Below are 23,094 nucleotides of genomic sequence, written 5' to 3'. Positions count from 1 at the left end.
TTAATCATATTCAAGCCAAAAAAGCTGACTACGTTGTCGCCCTTAAAGCTAATCATCCGACTCTTTATACTCAGGTCAAAAACTGGTTTGAGCAAGCTCAAGCACATCAATTTGATGGTATTCAATTTAGTTATGATTACCATCTGGAAAAAGGTCATCATCGCCTCGAAAAACGTTGGTGTTGGGCTGTACCCTTAGAAGCTTTCGGCGGTCTTTATCAACAGGCTCAATGGCAAGGAATTCAAAGTATTATCATAGTTAAACGAGTTCGTCATCCTGGTCATAAAACCACTTGTGAAGTCCAATTTTATCTCAGTTCTCTCCCTGCTGATGCTCAAAAAATAGGTAATGCTATTCGTAAACATTGGAGCATTGAAAATCAGGCTCATTGGATTTTAGATGTTACTTTTAATGAGGATCAATGTCGGATTCGCTCAGGCCACAGCCCTCGTAATTTTGCATTCTTGAGACGAGTAGCACTTAACGCTCTTAACCAAGAATCCACTTACCGACGTAGTCTGGCACAAAAAAGTCAACGGGCGGCCATGGATAATAACTATATGATGGCTGTGCTGAAAGCCTTTTGTCAAGCCTAATTGAGATGCTCTTACCCTGGGTGATTCTGGCAAGAGCATTTGTTCGCTTGACTTGCTGTTCTTACTTATTATACTATAACAGTCCTTGGGCTATCAATTTTTCGAGATACCCAACTATGTAAACAAATATATTATGAATCAAGGCATTGACTATTTTAATCGTGGACATTGGTTAACAGGGATTCAAGAACGCTTAAGTGTAGAAGCTCGCCGTAAGATGTTTGATTTAGCTATGAACAAACTCGATTTACGGGCAGGAGAAAGTATTATTGATATTGGTTCTACTCCAGATGTGGAGAGGATAGACAGTAACTGTATGATTCCCTGGTTTCATGAAGCAGGGTTAACTGTCGCCCTCTCTTCCCCAGAAGACATTTCTTCCCTGAGCCAAGTGTTTCCTTTTGCCAAAATTTTAAGCCCCAATGGATTTCATCGCCCAATTCTTGCTAAGGAGTGTGAGTTTGATGTAGCCACCTCTAGCGCAGTTTTAGAACATTGTGGTTCGACTCATTTACAGGTTGAACATATTCGAGAGTGTGCCAGAGTTGCTAGTAAAATATTCTTAACTACACCCAATCGTTGGCATTGGCTAGAATTTCATACTAAACTTCCCCTAATCCATTGGTTACCTAAATCTTGGCATCGGTTTCTATTAAATATAGTCGGGTTATCCTTCTGGGCTAAGGAAGATAATTTAAACCTACTGGGTAGAGCCGAATTATTAAACTTAGCTAAACAAGCTTTAGGAGACAATTTCAGTATTAGAGTCGAAACCATCTGGGCGCTGGGAATGCCTTCCAATTTAGTATTATTAGCTAGACGTATTAATGACTAATACAGGGTAAGCGCATCTTAACAATCCTTGACAAAATGAACTTTATGTGAGTTGCTTACCCAGAGGTACATTCAGGCATATTTGAGGAGAATTTGCCATCTCAATTGTTAAGCAAAAATCGACCCAATGTTAAGATTTCGTAACTATTCTGATTGACTGGTATCACTTGAAATGCCCACACAGCAAGCAGATCACAAAAGGGGCTAATTGTCAATAGCGTTTGAGATGCGCTCACCCTGGTATTAAATGTAAAATACTTGGATAAAACGTCAAGGTAGTTATGCAGACAAAGAACTCGTATTTTTTAGATTTAACTCCTCTAAGAGAATTGATGCTTTCCAGAACCTTCTGGTTCAGTCTCAGCATCGTATTCTCTATTTTGTACAGTATCTTATTCTTACAAATCGCTTTCGGTAGCGAGTACAGTATTCAGGATGACGCACGCCGTATTATCGTTTGGATGATGCGCTTCTCTGATTCAGAGCTTTTTCCCGATGATTTCCTGATGAACTATTATCAATGGTTGACTCCTTCGGGTCTCGCGAGTCTTTATAAATTGATGTCAATGGTGGGGATAAACGCCATAGTTTTTAATAAGCTCGTACCGATCGCCCTAGGTTTAATATCTACCATTTATTGCTATCGAGTCTCCCTACAAATTCTGCCCGTACCTTTGGCTGGATTTATCTCTACACTATTTCTCAATCAAAATCTGTGGTTAAAAGATGATTTAGGTTCCGGTACCCCAAGAGGCTTTTTATACCCTCTTTTTCTGGCCTTTATCTATTACTTACTTCGCTCTTCCACGATTCCTTGTTTACTCTCTTTAATTTTACTGGCTTTCTTTTACCCTCCTTCGGTTCTGGTTGCTTCTGGAGTCTTAGTTCTCCGTCTCTTCTCCTGGAATAACCAAAGATTGCGTTTGACTACAGACCGAAAAGAGATTGTTTTTTGTATAGTCAGCTTGCTGGTTGTATTTTTAATCTTACTGACATATCTTTTCAAAAGTAGTGACTATGGAGCCATGGTTTCTCTGGCGGAAGCTCGAAATTTGTCAGAGTTCGGACAAGATGGTAAAATCGGATTTTTTCATCGAGAGCCGCTGACCTTTTGGACCTGTAATGATTATAGCGGTTTTTTCCCGAGAGATTGGTGTATTTTTAACCCCTTCAAGAGAAAATTTTTCCTCTTACCACCTCAAATTCTACTCGGACTAGCCTTGCCGATTATCCTCTATTATCGCTCCCATTTTTCTCTAGTGGAACGAATCACGAGCGCACGATTTATCCTGCCACAAATTTTGCTTTCCTCGATCGCCTTTTATCTAATCTCTCACGCTGTCCTCTTCAAGCTATATTTACCGCAAAGATACACGGAACATAGCCTAAGGATAGTTTTCGCTATTGCGGGGGGAATCGCTTTATCGATGCTGATCGATAAACTGTTAGAATGGGGGGCTAAAAAGACTATAGCAAGTGGAATAACCATCATTATCTTTCTCCTACTTCAAGTAGCAATGATTTATTCCTACCTGCCGATTCTTTATTTCAATCGAACTCGCTCGCTCTTGCTGACTGGACTGATGGTCATCCAAATATTAGGATTACTTTATTTTGTCGGAAGAGATAGAAAAAAAACACTTCCCGCAAGAGAAGTTTGCTTATCGAGAGTTTTTTTAACCTATATAATGCTCATCGTTATTGCGGTATCCGCACTACTGTATCCGCTCTCTCTGAAAAAATACTATTTTTTCCCAAAAGTTAGCTATATTACGGGAAAAGAACCGGAGCTTTATCAGTTTTTAGCTAAACAGCCGAAAGATAGTCTCGTGGCTTCTCTCTCCCTAGAGGGTGATAATATTCCCTCCTTTGCCCTGCGTCCCGTGTTTGTCCACCGAGACTCCTTAGAACCCTATAACTTGTTATTCTATGAAAAACTTCGCCAAAGATATATCGACTTGATCGAGGCCCAATATAGTCCCGATCTGACTGCCGTGCAGAACTTTATCCAGAAAAATAACATTCGTTTTTGGTTACTCGATCGCTCCGCTTTTTCCCCAGACTACCCAATCGATAAAGTTGGCCTTCAATCCTTTGGATCGGTAACTTCTGATGCGGTAGAAAGACTGCAAGCGGGAACCCCCCTCGTTTTATCCCAGTTAAGCAAGAGTTGTTCGGTTGTCGAATCAAAAAATATTATCCTCTTAGATGCTTCATGTATTCTCGATGCAAAAAACCCGGTTCGGTAGTTGCGCGGGGAGTAGATAACTTCAGTTCGGGTTAAGGAGATTTTGCCATGACTTCCAGGAAAGAATAGGGCTGACTGGCTAAGGTAAAATTAGGGTTTCGGCTTATCCTGAACTCAGGTTAGTTATGACATGGCAATTCTACAAAACCGCCTAATTTGATAGCTTTTTACTATCCTCCGATGCTGCCGCTTCTAGGCTGGTAATTGCGGTTTCTGCCGTCAAAATAGGAGGAACATCACTTAAACTAGCAGTTTGATAAACCTGTTCATTTCCAGCAAATAAATTGCTCATATCTTGAGAATAATTAGAAGCGATCGATAATAAAGCTCCGGCAAAAATATAAAGAGGTAAAGGCAAAATAAACCCCTTGGCCCATTGATAAAACTCCACCAACAAAAATAACAAAACACAACCCACAACCCAGACTTTCATCGCACTTTTTCCCTATTTTTACGAGAAAAGGTGAGCAAAAAGCCCACCCTGTATTTAACTAATTCCAGTGAGAATTTATTCGATCACGGGAGCGATTAACTCGCGTCTTTCCCCCGAAATAACTTTCACCTTACCTTCCTCATCGATATCGACCATGGCAGTATCCCCATCAGAAACCCGTCCGGAGAGAATTTCCTCAGCCAGAACATCTTCCAACAGACGCATAATCGCACGACGTAAGGGACGAGCAAGGTATTAAGTCTCCATAACTAAGCTAAACGGCTTTTACTTCGGATCACCGATATAGACTCCAAAAGGGTTATAGCTATTGGATCATGCAGGTTAAGCGCCGTTTAGCTTACTACCCAATCACTAGGAAAAGTAGAGTGCTGATCAAAGCTGTGATCAAGAGGAATCCCCAAATTTTCCAGAGCAATCCTTGCGCTTTGTTGGATTTAAGAGGCCAGAAATACACCCTACTGGCGAGATCAGACTTATTGTACTTTTCCTCAGTTAAGCAACTTTGGGATCGAGAAAGACCAATTAAGCAACTAACACTGTCGATACGTTCACCTAAACGAAACCTCAAAAAACTTTTTGGTTCTGCAAAGTTGACCACACCACTATTTACACTAGGGTCAAAGACAAGAGAAGCAAATTGAACCAAAATAGAAAGAACAACCAAGCTGCTAATTAACCATCGTTTGAGTCGATTAACCGATAACATCTCTAAGATTAGCAAAGCTATTAAGGGGAGAAGCAGTAGCTGAACTGAGGTAACGTGATAACGAGCAGCCCAAGAACCATCTCCATGCCAGAAATCCAGTTTGCTGGTTAAGATAATATGAAAGACAAGTGCAAAAATTGAGGAAATAAAATATATTCGTATATAAGGTGTTAATTTGTTAAATAAAATAATCCCCAATACTAAACACGGTAAAAGAAAGGGGTCGTAAATAAATATACTTTTAGCTGGTGAGAAGAGAACGCCGAGAATACCAACGTAGGGAGGGTGTATGAGAGGATAATTAGGGGGCAATTCTGGCAACCCTGAAAAGATTGCTCCATTGCGGATTTGCTCCATGAGTAAGGATGTTCCCGTTGTCCAAAAATCCCCAAAGCGTAAGTAATTAAATAATCTACTCATAAAAAAGAAGGGAAATAAGCCGAAGTTCCAGAGTATGGCTGTCTTAAAGATTTGATTCAGCTTGAAATTTTTATAAATTAGACAGCTAATTAGAAACCCAAAAACTGTGAGAGCATAAATGATAGTTGTCGAGCGAATTATAATAGCTGCTCCGATTGCCAATCCACTCAAAAAAACATAAGGTACTTTGTTAGTTTTAATATAAGCTAAAGCACAAGCATAACCTAAAATCACACAAAGTAGGACTGGATTATTTTGTTGAAAAGTTTGTGCATAGTGGAGAACGGTAGTACCTAGCAACCAAATCAAGCTAGCAGATGCCGCAATTTTCTCCTGAAAATCAAATAGTCTAAGTAACCAATAACAAGAGAGAACAACTAATACATTTAGAGGGATAACTACAAGAAAACTAACCGCAAATTCTCGTAATAAATAAGGCTTAATACTAGGAAAAACTTTAGAGAGTTGAGTGCCAATCCAATCTGCGGGCAACATTAATAAAGATTGTCCCATATCATAATGTTCATATCGTTTTCCATCTACTCCTAAAACACCAACACGGTCTAATCGAGAGGAAGGACGATAATTTGGGGGTAAAGAAACCTCCTCAGTTCCTGTCCACAGGGCATGGGCCATTCTTAGCCTAACATCGGTATCTGGAGGTAAGTTGGCAGGATTGATTATTGTTATCCAGAGTAGGGCAATAAGAGCTACTTTTGTGACTGTTTTCATGATCATCTATTTTTAGTATCTGTTTGAAAAGTTATCGGGCGTTGCTGATTTTAAGTATCAATTGTCCTCTCGGCAATTTTTAAAACCTAGCACTAAGGTAACTTGTGGATAGGAGGCACAATTTAGTCTTCATGTCTTGATTCAGCGACACCGCTTTTTACTATCCTCCGCTGCTGCCGCTTCTAGGCTGGTAATTGCGGTTTCTGCCGTCAAAATGTCAGGAATATCACTTAAACTAGCAGTTTGATAAACCTGTTCATTTCTAGCAAATAAATTGCTCATATCTTGAGAATAATTAGAAGCGATCGATAGCAAAGCTCCAGCAAAAATATAGAGAGGTAAAGGTAAAATAAACCCCTTTGCCCACTGATAAAATTCCACCAACAAAAATAACAAAACACAGCCCACAAACCAAACTTTCATCGCACTTTTTCCCTATTTTTACGAGAAAAGGTGAGCAAGAAGCCCACCTTTTATTTAACTAATTACAGTGAGAATTTATTCGATCACGGGAGCGATTAACTCGCGTCTTTCCCCCGAAATAACTTTCACCTTACCTTCCTCATCGATATCGACCATGGCCGTATCCCCATCAGAAACCCGTCCGGAGAGAATTTCCTCAGCCAGAACATCTTCCAATAGACGCATAATCGCACGACGTAAGGGACGAGCGCCGTAGGCCGGATTATAACCTTCCTCGATCAAGCGTTCTTTAAACTTATCAGTAACAGACAAAGTAATATTTTGTTCTGTCAGACGTTTAAACACATCCTTGAGCAGGATTTCGGCGATTTCCTTGACTTCTTCCTTATTGAGTTGACGGAAGACAATAATCTCATCGAGACGGTTGAGGAATTCAGGGCGGAAATACTGTTTTAATTCCTCATTAACCAGCGATCGAATGCGATTATACTGGGCCTCGGCTTGATTATCAGCAAACTCGAAACCTAAACCACCGCCACCCTTCTCGATGACTTTAGAACCGATGTTCGAGGTCATGATCAACAGGGTATTTTTAAAGTCCACCGTGCGACCTTTGGCATCGGTCAAACGTCCATCTTCAAGGATTTGCAGAAGCATATTGAAGACATCGGGGTGAGCTTTTTCGATTTCGTCGAATAGCACCACCGTATAAGGACGACGACGCACCGCTTCCGTTAATTGTCCCCCTTCGTTGTAACCAACGTAACCCGGAGGCGAACCGATTAACTTAGAAACCGTGTGCCGTTCCATGTATTCCGACATATCGAGACGGATCATCGCATCTTCGGAACCAAAGAAATAAGCGGCCAGAGCTTTAGTTAACTCGGTTTTACCCACCCCCGTTGGACCGGAGAAGATAAAGGAAGCAATCGGACGGTTGGGATTTTTCAGACCGACGCGAGCGCGACGAATGGCGCGAGACACCGCTTTAACTGCGTCCTCTTGACCGATGAGACGCTGATGCAGGGTATCTTCCATGTGCAGCAGTTTCTCGGATTCGGTTTCGGTCAGTTTGTTGACGGGAACCCCAGTCCAAGAAGCGACGATGTGAGCGATTTCCTCCGCATCCACAAAGGGTTCATCGTTGCCATCTTCGCCTTTTTTGGTGGAAGCGAGATTCCGGATCTGGGTTTTGATTTCCATTTCCCGATCGCGCAATTCCCCGGCTTTCTCGAAGTCTTGACCGCGCACCGCGTCATCTTTTTGTTTGAGAATTTGCCGCAGTTCTTTATCTAATTCCTTGGCTGCCGGGGGCAATTGGGAATTAATCAAGCGCACTCTCGAACCAGCTTCATCGATTAAATCGATCGCCTTGTCCGGTAAAAAGCGATCGCTAATGTAGCGATCGGACAATTTCGCCGCCGCTTCCAGGGCCTCATCTAAGATTTTTAGTTTGTGGTGCTGTTCGTAGCGTTCCCGGAGACCGTAGAGAATTTCGATTGTTTCTTCTACGGAGGGTTCACCGACCATAACCGGTTGAAAACGTCTTTCTAGAGCCGCATCCCGTTCGATATGTTTGCGATACTCATCCAAGGTCGTCGCCCCGATACATTGCAGTTCTCCCCGGGCCAAAGCTGGTTTGAGAATATTGGCTGCATCGATCGCCCCTTCGGCTGCCCCGGCACCAATGAGAGTATGAACTTCATCGATCACAAGGATGACGTTACCCGCTTGGCGAATTTCGTCCATGATTTTTTTGAGGCGTTCCTCAAATTCGCCGCGATATTTGGTTCCCGCCACTAACAAGCCGATATCGAGGGTGACAACCCGTTTTTCTTCGAGAATGTCGGGAATATCCTTGTTAGCGATGCGTTGGGCCAATCCTTCTGCGATCGCTGTTTTACCTACCCCCGGTTCCCCGATCAGGACTGGGTTATTTTTGGTACGACGACCGAGAATTTGGATAACGCGCTCGATTTCCTTTTGTCGGCCGACCACGGGATCGAGTTTACCCTCGCTGGCCATTTGGGTGAGATTGGAACCGAATTCGTCAAGAGTGGGGGTTTTAGTGCGACCTTGGGAAGATGAACCGGCGGCCACTTCGGCGGTTTCCCCTAACATTCTGATTACTTGGGTGCGAACTTTCGAGAGATCCACGCCGAGATTTTCCAGAACCCTAGCGGCCACACCTTCCCCTTCGCGAATTAGTCCTAAAAGGAGGTGTTCTGTGCCAATATAGTTATGGCCTAGTTGACGGGCTTCTTCGAGGGAGAGTTCTAAAACTCGTTTGGCTCTGGGGGTGAAGGGAATTTCCACGGCTACGAATCCGGAACCGCGACCGATGATTTTCTCCACCTCCACGCGCGCATCTTTGAGATTGACACCCATGGACTTGAGGACTTTGGCGGCAACTCCCGTTCCCTCTCCAATTAGTCCTAGTAAAATCTGCTCTGTTCCCACGAAGTTATGGCCGAGGCGGCGGGCTTCTTCTTGGGCGAGCATGATTACTTTAATGGCTTTTTCCGTAAATCTTTCAAACATAGCCTATCCATCACCTACACAAGCGACCCTAGATATGCTGATTTTAGCACGGCTTTTTAGTTTAGCTGTCTCTCAGTGATCAGTTATTGGGGAGCGGCTATTAGTTATAGTGGTTATAGGGCTGAAGATTTTTTCTGGGGTCAATCGGTCTCAGCTGACTTGCGGAAATGCCCGGAATCTCCCGGATTATGGTTTTGGTCTCCTGGAAACCTGCCGATAAGTTGTTCACCGTTGCATAATCCCCTAGGGTCGTGGTCATCCCCATCCCTCGATCGCTTGACTATCGATCGCCCATTTTCAGACCAAAACTCGAAGTATAAGCAGATTAAATATTACTACCTATTGACAAATGAGTATATATGTTGTATTTAGGGGTGATATACAGAAAGTTGACCCATATCGTTACTCTGGAGACTGTTATGCAGAAAGTTTTCGTATAATATGTAGTTAGGCAGAATAAAATAAGCTATTTAAATGTGTTCGGTAAATAAGTACATGAATATCATTGCGTCCATCATCGACCAACGCTTGGTATCAGTTAGCAACGACATTCGTCAAAAAGCTTCTGAAGAACTACGAATCACAGATGAAGGCCGGCTTAAGTCTTTGGCTTTTGTATATCTGTGCGTTAAAACCATTTTAGATTTAGATGGAGATGATGTTTTTGATTGCTTAACAGAAGGAGGTGGTGACTTTGGAGTAGATGCTATACATATATCAGAAGAATATGACGGTGAATTTACAGTTAGTTTATTTCAGGCAAAATATAAGAACAACCTAGAAGGAAAATCTGAATTTCCTGAAGGAGGTATAAAAAGTTTAATAAACGCAATTAATTACTTATTTAATCCAGCAGCCAAACTAGAACATATTAATCAACGACTGCTTGTGAAAGTGGAAGAAGCTCGTAGCCTAATCCGGGATGGCTATATTCCCCAAGTTCGGACAATAGCTTGCAACAATGGGCTGAAATGGAATTTATCTGCTCAAGAGGCTATTGATCGTGCTGAGTTTGGAGATCAGGTGACATGGGAATATGTTAATCACGAGCGTTTAGTCAAAATTCTTCAAGCTTCTAAACCCGTAAAAGATACTTTGCAGCTAAGTGGCAAAGCTATTGTGGAAGATATGGAGTTTAGCCGAGTACTGTTGGGTAGAATTTCGGTGACAGAAATTGCCACACTTATAGAGCGACATGGAGAACGTTTATTAGAGCGCAATATTCGTCGCTACTTGGGTTTACAAGGAAATCGCGTAAATGAGGGTATCCGTCATACTTTAACTAGCGATGAAAAAAACAATTTTTACTTTTATAATAACGGGGTCACGTTGACTTGTGATAGTTTCTCATACAACGCATTGCAAGATGGCGATTACAAAGTGCGTGTTGAGAATTTACAAATCATTAACGGTGGTCAAACGTGTATGACCATATTTAAAACCTTGCGAGAACCAGATTTAATTAATAAAAATGCCCAAGCTTTTGTTCTTTTAAGACTCTATCAATTGCCTCGTGAAAATGAAGGTTTAGTTCAAAGAATTACCTACGCAACCAATAGCCAAAATCCAGTAGATCTCAAAGATTTACGTGCTAATGATGAGCGCCAGAAAATATTGGAAAAGGATATTGAGCAATTAGGATTTAACTACAGGCCTAAACGTTCCAATACTCCTACTCGCTCTGCTGATATTACTTCAGGAGTAGCTGCTGAGGCAGTATTATCCGTTTGGCGAAGAAAACCTCATCAAGCAAAGTTTTTCTCTCGTGAACATTTTGGGAAACTGTATGATACAATCTTTACTGATCAATTAAATGGAGCGCAAATCGTAATAGCTGTTCAGCTTTACAGAATTGCAGAAAACCGCCGCAAAAGACCTGAGTCTACTGACCCAGATTTTGTCCGCTATGCTTCATGCTTTATTGCAATGCAGATGGGACAAAAACTTTTGGCTGATATGAAAGTTCAGATGAAAGACATTAGTCATAAAAATTTTCGATCAGCCCAAATGCTTATTGATCAAAATGGGGAGAGTTACTTTAATGCTTCATTACAGGATATTAAACAGGCACTTCAGGATCTTTATGGAGAACAAGAGATTTCCTTGCAGCAGCTATCTGCAACATTTCGACGTGGTGATTTAATAAGTAGACTTCAATGAATCAAATCGGTTCAATAATTCGACTTCTTTTCTTGCAAACTCGCTTAACCTAACTTCACCGTTAGCTGAAATATTGGTGAATTTTCAAAGTTGCCTGTTGCTGTGTAACTTCACAGATTAATATAGTGCGATGCCAAAGGCACTGCGTAGCAGAGCGCAATCTTGTAGGGTGCGTTCCCTAAAACAACTTCTACCGCTTCAGCGATCGATTTTGGGGAACGCACCATGCACATTGATTGAAACTGTGAGTCTAAGTGCGATGCAGCCTTTGTGGTCCCAGTTGGGGAATGTTAGCGAAGATTGCCAATGTTTAGGTTAAAATAGAGGGGCAAAAGTGGCAACGGGGTCAGGACAATGACAGTTAATCAACTCCGCTACAGCAAAGAAGAATTCGCTCGACGTGGTAATGAGATTTATCAATCTCAGGTGCGCCCCCAAGTCGAGGAAGGCAATCATGGGAAGATTGTAGCCATAGATATCGAAACAGGTGCTTTTGAGCTTGCCAATGACACAATAACTGCTTCTAATCGATTGCTTGAACGAAACCCTGATGCTCAAATCTGGCGTGTCCGAATTGGACATAAAGGCGTTCACCGCTTTGGCGTAGGTCGTCTGCTTTAACTTTATGATGAACGGAATTGTTGATCAAAACTGCGAGGCGACGCTTCGGTTAGTCGTAAGCAATGAGAGTAAACAGAGGCAGGTAATTGATGCTGTTATTGATACAGGGTTCACAGGCTTTTTAACCTTACCTCTGACAGTAATCAACAGCCTCAACTTACGGTTGTATAGCCGTGAAGAGGGAACATTAGGGGATGGAAGTACCTGTATCTTTGACGTTTACAGTGGTCTTGTTATTTGGGACGGTGAATATCGGTATGTTGATGTTAACGCAGCCGAAACAGAACCTTTGGTCGGTATGAGTTTACTCTACGGCTATCGGATGCAACTTGATGCGATCGAGGGTGGAATAGTCGTAATTCAGTCATTGAACAGTTTAAGCTAATCGGGTGTGGAACGGTCTAACAACGTTAGTGCGATGCCGAAGGCACTGCGTAGCAGGGCGCATCGCTTCGTAGCGACAGTTTTGCACAGATTGGGATAAAATACAGATCTAACTAGCGCATTTCAAATGAGCGAAACTGTTTACGTTGAAACTAGCGTGGTTGGTTACTTAACAGCCAGACTCAGCAATAACTTGATCCTCATGGCAAACTTGGGGATTACCCAAAAGTGGTGGGACACACGCCGAGAGCAATTTACGCTTTATATCTCCCCCCCTAAAGCCTCTGATGATGCGCTTCATATTGCAGTTGCTACATTTTACGGAATTGACTATCTTTTAACTTGGAACTGTAAGCATATTGCCAATGCTCAAATACAAAAGAAACTAGCACAAATAAGTATAGAAGCAGGATATGATCTGCCAACGATTTGTACACCTAATGAACTAATGGGAGATTAATTATGTGGAAAGATGAAGTTCTAGAAGAAATTTACAGAATACGTGAAGAACACGCGAAGTCCTTTAACTATGATTTGCAAGCAATTTGCAATGATCTTCGTAAAAAACAATCCACTAGCAGCAGACAAATTATTTCGACTCCACTCAAACCTCGCAGTCAACCGCATAACAAATCGTTGCATCCGACCGCCTAGAGATGATCTGATAGAAGTTGAAGATTCTCTGTGGCGGCTGAACTCAGCCGTTAGAGCGATCTCCATCGCCCTAGGGTGCGTTCCCTAATGCAACTTCTACCGCTCCACCGATCGATTTTGGGGAACGCACCATGCTCATTGATTGAAGCTGTGAGTCTAAGCCTCGTGGGTTGGGTTGGGCGACACAAGACTGGGGCGAAAATAGCTCAATTCGCTTGAAAAAGCGAAACCCAACCACCCCAAAGGCTACTCTTTGTTGGGTTTCCTTGGGTCAACCCAACCTTGTATTCAATACTGGTTTTACATACGCAGCACCTCAGTTTTTAAAGAGATTTGACGTTTCGACGGTCGCGGAAGTTATTCCCATCCCCATCCCCATCCCTTCTAGCCCCCTTGATGCTCTTTCAAGAGTATCCATTGGCAGACGAATATCTTCTGATGGCTCAGACACTATAGTTAGGGTTTGCTGAAAAAGTTTTTCGTGGGGGTAGGAGTCAGGAGTCAGTAGCCGGTCGTCGGTCGTTTCAGGCTTTGTTGCCCTCTTTTTTTGTACCAGTTTGTGTACTATGAGGAGAATAATGCAAGGTTTTTGAATGTCCCAATCCTATTTTCTTGCACTAACATCAGATTTTAACAGGTCAAAAGCCTTATTTTCAAAGGGTTTTACCATTATTCAGCAAGTCCTAGTTACAGTTGAACCGAGTTGGGGGCTGTGGCTGGCGCAGCAGGCGGAGCTACTATTGGCGCATTCACCTGTACTACAAGTGTTGTCGCAGCACCAGCAGCACCGATCTGTGGTGCAGTAGGTGGTTTAATTGGTGGTGTGGTTGGTCTGGTTTTTGGTCCTTCGGATAATGTAAATTCACAGCCTTGAATGCTGCTTGACCTTGATTGGGTAAGCGATAATTGAGGGTATCTCCTTTAGATAAGTGGATTCCAATATGACTGAGCAACTTGATCAGGTGATTGCCCGATTGAAAGCCTTGCCAACCGATAAGCAAGACGCAATCGCAACCTTAATTCTAGAAGAACTCGAAGATGACCAGCGATGGGATGAGTCATTTGCTCGTTCTCCAGATTTGTTGGCTAAATTGGCAGCCGAAGCAATGACAGAATACCGAGCAGGCAAAACTCAAGAACTCGATCCAGAAACATTGTGAAATCTCGCACCACTGCCCAATTTCGTAAACTGTTTGCTGATCTTCCAGAGTTAGTTCAAGAGCAGACGCGCAAAGCATATCGGCAATTCAAGCAAGAGCCAAGCTACCCCAGTTTGCGATTCAAGAAAGTTCATCCAAAATTACCCATCTACTCTGCACGCATCAACAGAGATTACCGTGCTGTTGGGCAATTAGAAGATGACACAGTAATCTGGTTCTGGGTCGGTTCTCATGCGGAATATGATCTGCTCCTTGATCAGTTGTAGAAACGCCAGCTAACAACGCCCATGAACCCGACCGTATCAAAGTATGAGTTTATCCGAGAGGTTATTGGCGGCGGGTGATTGCGAACGTTAGACAGAATTTTCGGACAAATTGAGGATAAAAGATGTTAATTAGGGCTTGCTGAATAATGGTAAAACCCTTGTTGGTTAAGACTTTTAGAGTTTTTGTAAATCAAAAAGTACCAGATATGGGAGTGATCGGGGGGAAAATTCAGGGACTTTTTCCCTGAAAATTAGGTAATTGACCCCTTCAAAATCGGTAAAACCCTACACCCCACACCCCACACCCCACACCCTGCCCCCAAGAAAAACTTTTTCAGCAAACCCTAATTAGACCATCAAAGTTAAAGTTCAGGATAGAAAAACTTTATTTTGCTTTAATATTTTCCATTCTCTATATCGACTCTACGCTTGTTTTTGCACAATCTTCTCACTCAATTCTAGGAAGGTGGGACAATATTGGATTAAGTACTAATAACTTAATATCTTATAGAGTTTTTCAAAAAGATGGTCAAGTATTTGGACGTTACGATTTGGTGGACAATAATGGTAATCGAACTGGAGGAGGTCAAAAGTATGTAGCAAAATATAAAATTAATTCTAATGGGGTCATTAGGATCTTCAATCAACTTAAAGAGTCTTGTATTTTGATTAAAAGCAATGAAATGCAATGTTACTCTGACAATGAGAGACTAGGAGACCTTGGATATTACAAAAAAGGCCGATTCAAGTCTGAATTGCATCAATGTCTGATCTACCTTCATAGAATACCTCATTCGGGGTACGATAGTGCGATGCCAAAGGCACTGCGTAGCAGAGCGCAATCTTGTAGGGTGCGTTCCCTAATGCAACTTCTACCGCTCCAGCGATCGATTTTTGGGAACGCACCATGCACATTGATTGAAGCTGTGAGTCTAAGCCGCGTAGGTTGGGTTGATCGAAACAAGACTGGGGCGAAAATAGCTCAATTCGCTTGAAAAAGCGAAACCCAACCACCCCAAAGGTTACTCTTTGTTGGGTTTCCTTGGGTCAACCCAACCACAATAATTGCTGCTCTATTGATCGCCCATTTTCAGACCAAAACTCGAAATATAAGCAGATTAAATATTACTACCTATTGACAAATGAGTATATATGTTGTGGCCCTATATTTTTGTTAATGGTGAGGTGCAAGGTCTCTGGTTTTGGGAAACTCTAGAACTGCGGAAGGGGCTGTAAGCGAACGGTAATCAGTTATCATTAAGAAAACGCCGGATCGTTAACCTAACAGAATTAACCCCACAATCCCACCCGAAAAGCTTGAAAAACAGGGAACCGGTTATGCCAACCACCTACAATTGCGATTTAATTCTCTGGGCCCGGGATACGGCTCAACTTTTGCGGGAACAACGCTGGGATGCCATTGACTGGGAGCATTTAATCGAGGAAATCGAGGATTTGGGGAAAAGTGAACGCAGTGCGATTGGTTCTCAAATGGAGCGAATTTTGCTTCATCTGCTCAAGTGGCAATATCAACCCCAACGGCACTCCGATAGTTGGCTGGATTCCATCAATGATCGGCGATCGCAAATTCGTCGCAAATTAGAGGATAGTCCCAGTTTAAGCAGTTATCCCGCGCAAATTTTGGCCAAGGAATATACCAGAGCGCGTCGAGAAACCGCCAGACAAACAGGTTTAGTCCTCAGCATTTTTCCCGAGTTTTGTCCCTATACTATCGCGCAGGTGATCGAAGATTGGTGGCCCCAGTGATAGCCTTGATTAAAGGTTAAATAATCCTAAATCCGGTTATTAAAGACTGATTATTTATTCTCCCTTTTTGCCTTTTGCATGAGCAGAAAACCGGTTTCTCCGAGAAACCCGTTTTCTGTGCGTTACTCAACCGATTTAGTATTATGTGACAGTTGAGGGTGCGGAATGTGGGATTGATCGCCCATTTTCAGACCAAAACTCGAAGTATAAGCAGATTAAATATTACTACCTATTGACAAATTAAGTATTTTATGTTACAGAACGGGGTGATATACAGAAAGTTGACCTATATCGTTGCTCTGGAAATTGTTATGCAGAAAGTTTTCGTATAATGTGTAGTTAGGGCACGCAAGGAGGCAATCGTTCAATGCAATTCGCTCTCGTCAACAATGACCGCGTCGAGGCTTTCCCCGGTGGCCGCGGGTCATGTCCAATCTGCGGTTCCGAAATGGTCGCCAAGTGCGGGCCGAGAGTCATGCACCATTGGGCGCACCATCGTCCGAAGGATTGCGACCCTTGGTGGGAGAATGAAACGCCATGGCACCGCGAATGGAAGAACCTATTTCCTATTGAATGTCGCGAAGTATCGCATACCGCCGATGACGGGGAGATCCACAGGGCGGACATAAAAACCGTTACTGGAATCGTCATCGAGGTACAGCATTCGTCCATGACCGATGCCGAACGCCAATCTCGCGAAGAATTCTACGAAAACCTCGTCTGGGTGATTGACGGTTCGGGCTTCCGCAAGAACTTCGACATATATCATGGCCTTCCCGATCCGAAATCGGAACTAGCCCGCGACTTAGTGTGGGGCAAAGTACAGCGGCACATGAACGGGGCTAACGCGGGTGCGGGTTTGTTCTTTCGCCTATCAGAAGCCCGTGAAGAAAACCCTAATATTACTAAGGCAGAAGTTTGCTCCGGTAGGATACATAGCATCTATGAGATCCAAGACGAGGTTGACAAATCGTATAATGGATACCATCAGTACTATTGGGTGCGACCTCGGACGACTTGGTTGGATGCAAAGTGTCCGGTGTACATTGACTTTGGTGACGATCGCCTTGTGAAGCTTGAGATATACGACGACTCCGAATTGGAGTGCATCCGCTATGTGTCAAAACGCAAATTCGTGCATGACGCGATGGTCGAAACTCAAGCTCATGACATCGCAACTCGCTTCTACCCGCTTCCAGAGAACGTGCCCTAACAAAACGTTGCACGCGAGCGGGCAGCAACGTCAGTGCGATCGCAATCGCCGTAGGGTGCGTTCCCTAATGCAACTTCTACCGCTCCAGCGATCGATTTTGGGGAACGCACCATGCACATTGATTGAAACTGTGAGTCTAAATGCGATGCCGCTCTTGTGGGCTTAGTTGGGGAATGTTAGCGAAGATTCCAGATGTTTAGGTTAAAACAGAGGGGCAAAAGTTGCAACGGGGTCAGGCCAATGACAGTTAATCAACTCCGCTACAGCATCGCGCAGGTGATAGAAGATTGGTGGCCCCAGTGCGATCGCAATCTTGTAGGGTGCGTTCCCCAAATGCAACTTCTACCGCTCCACCAATAGATTTTTGGGGAACGCACCATGCACATTGATTGAAACTGTGAGTCTAAATGCGATGCCGCTCTTGTGGGCTTAGTTGAGAAATGTTAGCGAAGATTGCCAATGTTTAGGTTAAAATAGAAGGGCAAAAGTTGCAACGGGGTCAGGACAATGACAGTTAATCAACTCCGCTACAGCAAAGAAGAATTCGCCCGACGTGGTAATGAGATTTATCAATCTCAGGTGCGCCCCCAAGTCGAGGAAGGCAATCATGGGAAGATTGTAGCCATAGATATTGAAACAGGGGCTTTTGAAGTAGCAAAAGACAGCCTCACAGCTTCCGATCAACTTTTAGCCCGATTGACCTATGCTCAAATTTGGTTCGTAAGAATCGGACATCGAGCAGTTCATCGAGTCGGTTTGATTGGGGCAAATTTATTTCAATGATTAATCAACTCTACGCTTGTTTTTGCACAATCTTCTCACTCAATTCTAGGAAGGTGGGACAATATTGGATTAATTACTAATAACTTAATATCTTATAGAGTTTTTCAAAAAGCTTGAGTTGGGTCAATGATCAGGAAACATAACTATTTTCTAACCAAACGATTAGGAAACAGTTATGTTATGATTTTCAGAGTAAGCCGGAGATGATAAGACACCATGAAAAATCGCATCTTTACTGTTATTTTGTACAAAGAAGATAATATGTACATTGCTGAATGTCCAGAAGTTGGTACAGTAGATCAAGGAGAAACAATTGAGCAGGCGATTGCTGGATTGAAAGAAGCCACACGGCTTTACCTAGAGGAATTTACCTTACCAGAAACATCCCCTAGATTTGTGACCAGTATTGAGGTTAGTTATGCCTAAGCTGCCACGAATCTCTAGTCGGGAGGCAGTTAGATCTCTTGAACGCTTAGGCTTCGAGCAAGTTCGTCAAACAGGTAGCCATGTTGTGATGAAGAAAGAAACCGAAGATGGCAAAATTGGTTGTGTTGTCCCTGTACATCAGGAATTGAAGGTTGGTACATTAAGTGGAATTCTGAAACAAGCCCAAGTCACAGTTGAAGAGTTCATTGAACATCTGTAAAGTCTGACAAATCACTGCACTCGAAGTGATACCAAAAAAAAAGTATTTAGTTCCCCCAGAGAACCCCCTTGAGCCACATAGCACACTTTCCTCTTTTTGTCAAATTTTATGTTAAGAAAGATGTAGCTAATGGATAGGGGGATGATCAAAGATTAACCGTCTTCGTATTCGGGGATTCTCTCTTTTTTCTTCTCGGTGATATTGATGCGGGGGGGATTGTAATCTGGTTCCACGTCATCATCCCACATATCATCCTCGGCCTTATCTTCGTAATCGTCGTACTGAGGACGAGAAAAGCTTTCTGTGCGTTCTGAGCGAGCTTCTCCCCAGTTATCTTCTTCTTCCTCGTATTCTTCCTCATAATAACGAGCTTCGGCCCGTTTTTGCGGTGGGGGAGTGGCGCGCAGGGGTTCTTTTTCCCATTCGTCTTCACTCCAGCGTTCTTCAACGGGTTTAGCGGCCTCAACGGGAGTGCGGAGGGGAATACCCGTACCTAACTGATTTTCCGGACGAGCAGCGGGAGTATAATAAGCTTCTTCCTCTTCTCTTTCCCAGGGGGGACGACCAATACCCAAACGTTCCAAAACCCCCACACTAACCTGCGTGAGACGTTCTTCGGCCCCTTCAAAGACAATTAAGCGATTCGGACCGCTGCTAACCACTTCTTCAATGGCAATTTCGTAGGTACTGATCAATTGTTCGGGGATCAGAGGCAATCCCAGGGAAGCGATGACAATGGAATGTAATTGACCACTAAGGGGATCAAATTGATAATCGCGGACTTTGCCTAAAGGTTCGCCGGTTTCCGTGATCACTTCACTACCGATTAAGGGAGTATAAGCATCGATATCGACGGATTCCAAGACGTTATCATCTTCAACGAGAACCACGTCTCCCGTCTGACTGATGCTCGATAAATACATATATTGAGGCATTCCCGACAAGGAGAGGATATTATCGCGGAGTCCCAGGGCAACCACTTCTCGTTGATCGATATCTACTAGGATATCTTTAACAACGCCGAGTTTTTTGCCTGTATTGCGAGTGATAACCTGTGTATTTAAAAATTCTGAACGTAAGCGACTATTCTCTGTGATCATTTTTTCCTATGGGTAGGCGTTAGGTCGTGGGAATACGAATTAGTGTAGGCTTAATATATAGGGCGAGATCGAGGGTTAATTTACCGATATTGGCTTAGATCTTAAAGTTCCCTGAGATTAACACTTTTTTTGGCCTTGTTTGGGCGATAGTTTCGGGTGATAGATAGGGTTAAACCCATTTTAGCTAATTCTTTACATTTTTTTAGTAACAACAAAGCAGGAGCTAGAGAGAAACTCCCTTGGCTCCTGCTGCCTAGATTCTGATTACATAGTTAAAGACTGCACCTCAGTTTCGATCAGTTTCGCTAAGTCTTGCAGGAAGGAGGCCGCATCGGCCCCGTAGATGACTCGGTGGTCACTGGTGAGATTAACTGTCATCTGTTTTTGCACTCCGAATAAACCATCTTTATTGACGACGATTTGGGGACGGGAAGCACCCACTGCTAGGATCGCACCTTGGTTGGGGGGTAAGATAGCGGTAAAGCGATCGACTCCGAACATTCCCAGATTAGAAATGGTAAAAGTACCGCTATTATATTCTTCCGGTTGCAGTTGTTTACTGCGGGCGCGATCAACTAAATCTTTCCAACTGCGGGAGAGGGAATAGATATCCATCTGGTTAGCAGAGCGCAAAACCGGCGTAATTAAGCCACCATCGGGCATAGCCACGGCCACGGCCACGTTAATCGCCCCGTGGTATTGGATTCCTGCGTCGCTATAGCTGGCATTAACGATCGGATGTTTAGCGAGGGTGTTGGCTACTGCTTTTGCTAACAGGGCCGTCATGGTGACACCCTTGGATTTTAGCTGTTGATAGAGTTGATCCAGTGGGTCGGTGGTGATAGTGTAGCCCACTTGGAAGGTGGGAACCTGTAGGCTAACCGACATATTCTGGGCGACGGCTTTTTGCAGAGTGGTGAGGGGAACAGTCCGACCGACCGGGGCGCTGGCTGGAATCGGGGCTTTAGGAGCCGCCACAGGTACGCTGACGGGTTGTGGGGGAGTAATGACGGGAGCGGGGGCGGTGCTGACTTTTCCTGTCGCTTTTTCTACGTCTTCGGCGGTAATTCGTCCGTGGGGACCGCTACCCACTAGGGTTTTCAGATCCACCTTTAATTCTTTAGCCAGTTTTTTGGCCCTGGGAGAGGCGACTAAACGGCCATTATCTTTAACGGCGGCGACGGGGATCGAAACGGGAGGCGGAGCGATTTCTGGGGTCTCTACGGGCTTGCTAGGGGCGGCTGCGGCGGTTTTTCCCTGAGCTTTGGCCAGTTCAATTTCTGCTTCAGTTTCGGCAATATAGGCGATCGCTTCCCCCACGGGTGCTTCCTGGCCAGCTTCGACTAAAATTACAGCGAGATAGCCATCATAAAACGATTCCACGTCCATGTCGGCCTTGTCGGATTCGACCACTAACACCGTTTCCCCTTTGCTGACTTTTTCCCCGGGGGACTTCACCCAAGAAACTATTTTTCCTTCGGTCATGGTGGAACTGAGCGCGGGCATGAAGATATCTCGAATCATGGTGGAGTGCTTCTATCTCTAATGTTTTGAGCCATAGGGCATTTTACCACAGTTGATGGGGTTGGGGGTGTGGGGAAGTGGGGAAGTGGGGAAGTGGGGCAGTGGGGAAGTGGGGTGTGGGGTGTGGGGTGTGGGGTGTGGGGTGTGGGGTGTGGGGTGTGGGGTGTGGGGTGTGGGGAGAATAAATAAAATAATCTCCTGACTTCTGACTCCCGAATACTGACTCCTGACTCCCGACTCCTGACGACCGACTCCTGACGACCGACTCCTGACTCCTGAATACTGACTCCTGACGACCGACTCCTGACAGCTAAAATAACTGATTACAAAGGGAAAAAGAGAAGGGAAAACAGCCCCTTCTCCGTCGTATCTAGACAAAAATTGTTCTAGTTGCCAATATGGACCGGTTGTGCTTGCAGAGATTCGACTAAACCGCGCACAGCTGCCACCATAGCCACTTCATTATCCAATTGATTGATCGCCGAACCAACACCGATACCGGCCGCTCCAGCAGCGATCGCCATGGGGGCGGTGACAATCGATAAACCGGAAGCGCAGAGGACGGGAACCTTAACCGCATGGGAAATAGCGTGGGCTGCCGCTAGAGTCGGGGCGGCTTTTTCAATCAGTCCCAAAATACCGGCGTGACGGGGTTGACTGCTAGTGCCGCCTTCGGTTTGAATAATGTCAGCACCCTGACTAACTAAAGCTTCCGCTAGTCTCACCTGTTCATCGAGGGGCAGCAGATGGGGAACTGTCACAGACAGGGTAATTTCGGGCAGTAAGTCGCGAGTTTGACGGGTTAGGGCTAAAACTTCCGCCGCCTCAAAAATGCGTCCTTGAGCATAAAAACTATCGAAATTACCGATCTCAATTAAATCGGCCCCGGCCGCCACTGCCATCACCAACAATTCTGGCTCGACGGCCGATACACACACGGGTAAATTTGTCAAGGCTTTTACCGCCCGAATTAGGTCAGCATTAGCGGCAATATCGACGAAAGTTGCTCCTCCGGCTGTAGCGGCTTTAACTACTGAGAGAACCTGCGAGCGATCAAAATTATTTAACCCACTGATCACTTTCAGGGCATGACGACGGGCGAAGGCTTGCTGTAAGGTAAAATTGATCATCGGAAATTTTGGGTCTGAAACCCCGTCGTTCTACGACGGCTTTACTGTTAAATATTAGCACATTTACGAAATATATGCTAAAATGTGATACATGGAAAAAGCCTATTCGTTTCGATTTTACCCAACACCCGAACAAGAGTCGCTATTGCGGCGCACATTGGGCTGTGTAAGATTAGTTTACAACAAAGCTCTCCATGTCAGAACACAAGCTTGGTACGAAAAGCAAGAAAGAGTAGGCTACGCTCAAACTTCTTCAATGCTAACCGAGTGGAAAAAACAAGAAGAATTAGACTTTCTCAATGAAGTAAGCTGTGTACCCTTACAACAAGGGTTAAGACATTTACAAACAGCTTTCACTAATTTCTTTGCTGGTCGTACTAAGTATCCTAGCTTTAAGAAAAAACATCAAGGAGGAAGTGCCGAATTTACCAAGTCTGCTTTTAAATTTAAAGACAAACAAATCTATTTAGCTAAATGCACGGAACCTTTACCTATTCGATGGTCAAGACAAATACCAGAAGCTTGTGAACCAAGCACAGTAACAGTCAGATTACATCCTTCTGGACGTTGGCATATTTCAATAAGATTTGATGACCCAACGATTAAGCCATTACCAGTAACAGATAAAGCCATTGGAATTGACTTAGGAATTAGTAGCCTCGTGATTACCAGCAATGGCGATAAAGTATCTAATCCTAAGCATTTTAAAAAGCATTATCGGAGACTGCGAAA

The 23,094-nt window shown here is 43.9% G+C and carries 23 protein-coding genes and 1 pseudogene; 15 read left to right on the top strand and 9 right to left on the bottom strand.

Annotation, left to right across the window (positions count from 1 at the left end; translation table 11 throughout):
• The 3 genes from O9300_RS10215 to O9300_RS10205 all read left to right on the top strand — a co-directional run.
• On the top strand, positions 1-596 hold a 596-nt coding region (locus O9300_RS10215; protein WP_287971542.1), incomplete at its 5' end, for an ISAs1 family transposase.
• A 133-nt stretch (positions 597-729) separates the two neighbouring features.
• Positions 730-1,431, top strand: coding sequence for a hypothetical protein (locus O9300_RS10210; RefSeq protein WP_002756702.1), 702 nt, complete (start codon positions 730-732; stop codon positions 1,429-1,431).
• Positions 1,432-1,762: 331 nt separating this feature from the next.
• Positions 1,763-3,679, top strand: coding sequence for a hypothetical protein (locus O9300_RS10205; RefSeq protein ID WP_287971541.1), 1,917 nt, complete (start codon positions 1,763-1,765; stop codon positions 3,677-3,679).
• A gap of 150 nt (positions 3,680-3,829) precedes the next feature.
• On the opposite strand, the gene O9300_RS10200 is transcribed toward O9300_RS10205, so the two are convergent.
• The 5 genes and pseudogenes from O9300_RS10200 to O9300_RS10180 form a co-directional block, all read right to left on the bottom strand.
• On the bottom strand, positions 3,830-4,111 hold the full coding sequence (locus O9300_RS10200) for a hypothetical protein (protein ID WP_002756706.1): 282 nt from the start codon (positions 4,109-4,111) through the stop codon (positions 3,830-3,832).
• A 75-nt stretch (positions 4,112-4,186) separates the two neighbouring features.
• Positions 4,187-4,366, bottom strand: a pseudogene (locus tag O9300_RS10195) (ClpB D2-like domain containing protein); the annotation flags it as partial.
• A 106-nt stretch (positions 4,367-4,472) separates the two neighbouring features.
• Complete coding sequence (locus tag O9300_RS10190; protein WP_002756710.1) at positions 4,473-5,990, bottom strand: glycosyltransferase family 39 protein; 1,518 nt, start codon at positions 5,988-5,990, stop codon at positions 4,473-4,475.
• 141 nt (positions 5,991-6,131) lie between these two features.
• Positions 6,132-6,413, bottom strand: a complete 282-nt coding sequence (locus O9300_RS10185; protein WP_002756712.1) for a hypothetical protein — start codon at positions 6,411-6,413, stop codon at positions 6,132-6,134.
• Between the two features lie 75 nt (positions 6,414-6,488).
• Positions 6,489-8,954, bottom strand: a complete 2,466-nt coding sequence (locus tag O9300_RS10180) for an ATP-dependent Clp protease ATP-binding subunit (protein ID WP_004160623.1) — start codon at positions 8,952-8,954, stop codon at positions 6,489-6,491.
• A gap of 495 nt (positions 8,955-9,449) precedes the next feature.
• Here O9300_RS10180 and O9300_RS10175 point away from each other — a divergent pair, with 495 nt between their 5' ends.
• The 11 genes from O9300_RS10175 (at position 9,450) to O9300_RS10120 (ending at position 18,608) form a co-directional block, all read left to right on the top strand.
• The gene (locus tag O9300_RS10175; protein WP_287971539.1) at positions 9,450-11,114 is read left to right on the top strand and encodes an AIPR family protein; all 1,665 of its coding nucleotides are present in this window, start codon (positions 9,450-9,452) and stop codon (positions 11,112-11,114) included.
• A gap of 354 nt (positions 11,115-11,468) precedes the next feature.
• On the top strand, positions 11,469-11,735 hold the full coding sequence (locus tag O9300_RS10170) for a hypothetical protein (RefSeq protein ID WP_002733164.1): 267 nt from the start codon (positions 11,469-11,471) through the stop codon (positions 11,733-11,735).
• Between the two features lie 4 nt (positions 11,736-11,739).
• A complete protein-coding gene (locus O9300_RS10165; RefSeq protein ID WP_287971537.1) occupies positions 11,740-12,120 on the top strand; it encodes a clan AA aspartic protease in 381 nt (126 codons plus the stop codon).
• Positions 12,121-12,246: 126 nt separating this feature from the next.
• Positions 12,247-12,579 (top strand): type II toxin-antitoxin system VapC family toxin, encoded by a 333-nt coding sequence (locus O9300_RS10160; protein ID WP_287971535.1) that lies wholly within the window; start codon positions 12,247-12,249, stop codon positions 12,577-12,579.
• Between the two features lie 1,135 nt (positions 12,580-13,714).
• Positions 13,715-13,933, top strand: a complete 219-nt coding sequence (locus tag O9300_RS10150; protein ID WP_061430404.1) for a hypothetical protein — start codon at positions 13,715-13,717, stop codon at positions 13,931-13,933.
• On the top strand, positions 13,930-14,199 hold the full coding sequence (locus O9300_RS10145) for a ParE family toxin-like protein (protein WP_061430403.1): 270 nt from the start codon (positions 13,930-13,932) through the stop codon (positions 14,197-14,199). Before O9300_RS10150 ends, O9300_RS10145 begins: the two co-directional genes overlap by 4 nt.
• A 1,338-nt stretch (positions 14,200-15,537) precedes the next feature.
• Positions 15,538-15,966: a DUF29 domain-containing protein gene (locus O9300_RS10140; protein ID WP_287971533.1), complete on the top strand. Its 429-nt coding sequence runs from the start codon at positions 15,538-15,540 to the stop codon at positions 15,964-15,966.
• A 367-nt stretch (positions 15,967-16,333) separates the two neighbouring features.
• A complete protein-coding gene (locus tag O9300_RS10135; RefSeq protein WP_287971532.1) occupies positions 16,334-17,179 on the top strand; it encodes a competence protein CoiA in 846 nt (281 codons plus the stop codon).
• Between the two features lie 507 nt (positions 17,180-17,686).
• Positions 17,687-17,962 carry a hypothetical protein gene (locus O9300_RS10130; RefSeq protein WP_002734920.1) on the top strand — a complete coding sequence of 92 codons (276 nt, stop codon included), beginning with the start codon at positions 17,687-17,689 and terminating at the stop codon, positions 17,960-17,962.
• 216 nt (positions 17,963-18,178) lie between these two features.
• Positions 18,179-18,388, top strand: a complete 210-nt coding sequence (locus O9300_RS10125; RefSeq protein WP_002734849.1) for a type II toxin-antitoxin system HicB family antitoxin — start codon at positions 18,179-18,181, stop codon at positions 18,386-18,388.
• On the top strand, positions 18,381-18,608 hold the full coding sequence (locus O9300_RS10120; protein ID WP_287971531.1) for a type II toxin-antitoxin system HicA family toxin: 228 nt from the start codon (positions 18,381-18,383) through the stop codon (positions 18,606-18,608). Before O9300_RS10125 ends, O9300_RS10120 begins: the two co-directional genes overlap by 8 nt.
• Before the next feature lie 152 nt (positions 18,609-18,760).
• Here the strand turns inward: O9300_RS10120 and O9300_RS10115 are convergent, their stop codons facing one another.
• The 4 genes from O9300_RS10115 to O9300_RS10100 form a co-directional block, all read right to left on the bottom strand.
• A complete protein-coding gene (locus tag O9300_RS10115) occupies positions 18,761-19,708 on the bottom strand; it encodes a PRC-barrel domain-containing protein (protein ID WP_287107799.1) in 948 nt (315 codons plus the stop codon).
• Between the two features lie 264 nt (positions 19,709-19,972).
• Positions 19,973-21,232 (bottom strand): dihydrolipoamide acetyltransferase family protein, encoded by a 1,260-nt coding sequence (locus tag O9300_RS10110; RefSeq protein ID WP_287971529.1) that lies wholly within the window; start codon positions 21,230-21,232, stop codon positions 19,973-19,975.
• 18 nt (positions 21,233-21,250) lie between these two features.
• Positions 21,251-21,610 (bottom strand): hypothetical protein, encoded by a 360-nt coding sequence (locus tag O9300_RS10105; protein WP_287971527.1) that lies wholly within the window; start codon positions 21,608-21,610, stop codon positions 21,251-21,253.
• Between the two features lie 8 nt (positions 21,611-21,618).
• Entirely contained in the window at positions 21,619-22,362 is a 744-nt protein-coding gene (locus O9300_RS10100) for a DUF561 domain-containing protein (RefSeq protein ID WP_287971525.1), read from the bottom strand.
• 91 nt (positions 22,363-22,453) lie between these two features.
• Between O9300_RS10100 and O9300_RS10095 the strand changes: the two genes are divergently transcribed.
• The coding region (locus O9300_RS10095) for an RNA-guided endonuclease InsQ/TnpB family protein (RefSeq protein WP_287971523.1) at positions 22,454-23,094 on the top strand (641 nt) is incomplete at its 3' end.

Source organism: Microcystis sp. LE19-195.1E (assembly GCF_027532095.1).
Taxonomy (GTDB): domain Bacteria; phylum Cyanobacteriota; class Cyanobacteriia; order Cyanobacteriales; family Microcystaceae; genus Microcystis; species Microcystis aeruginosa.
This window is presented reverse-complemented; position numbering and strand designations above follow the sequence as displayed.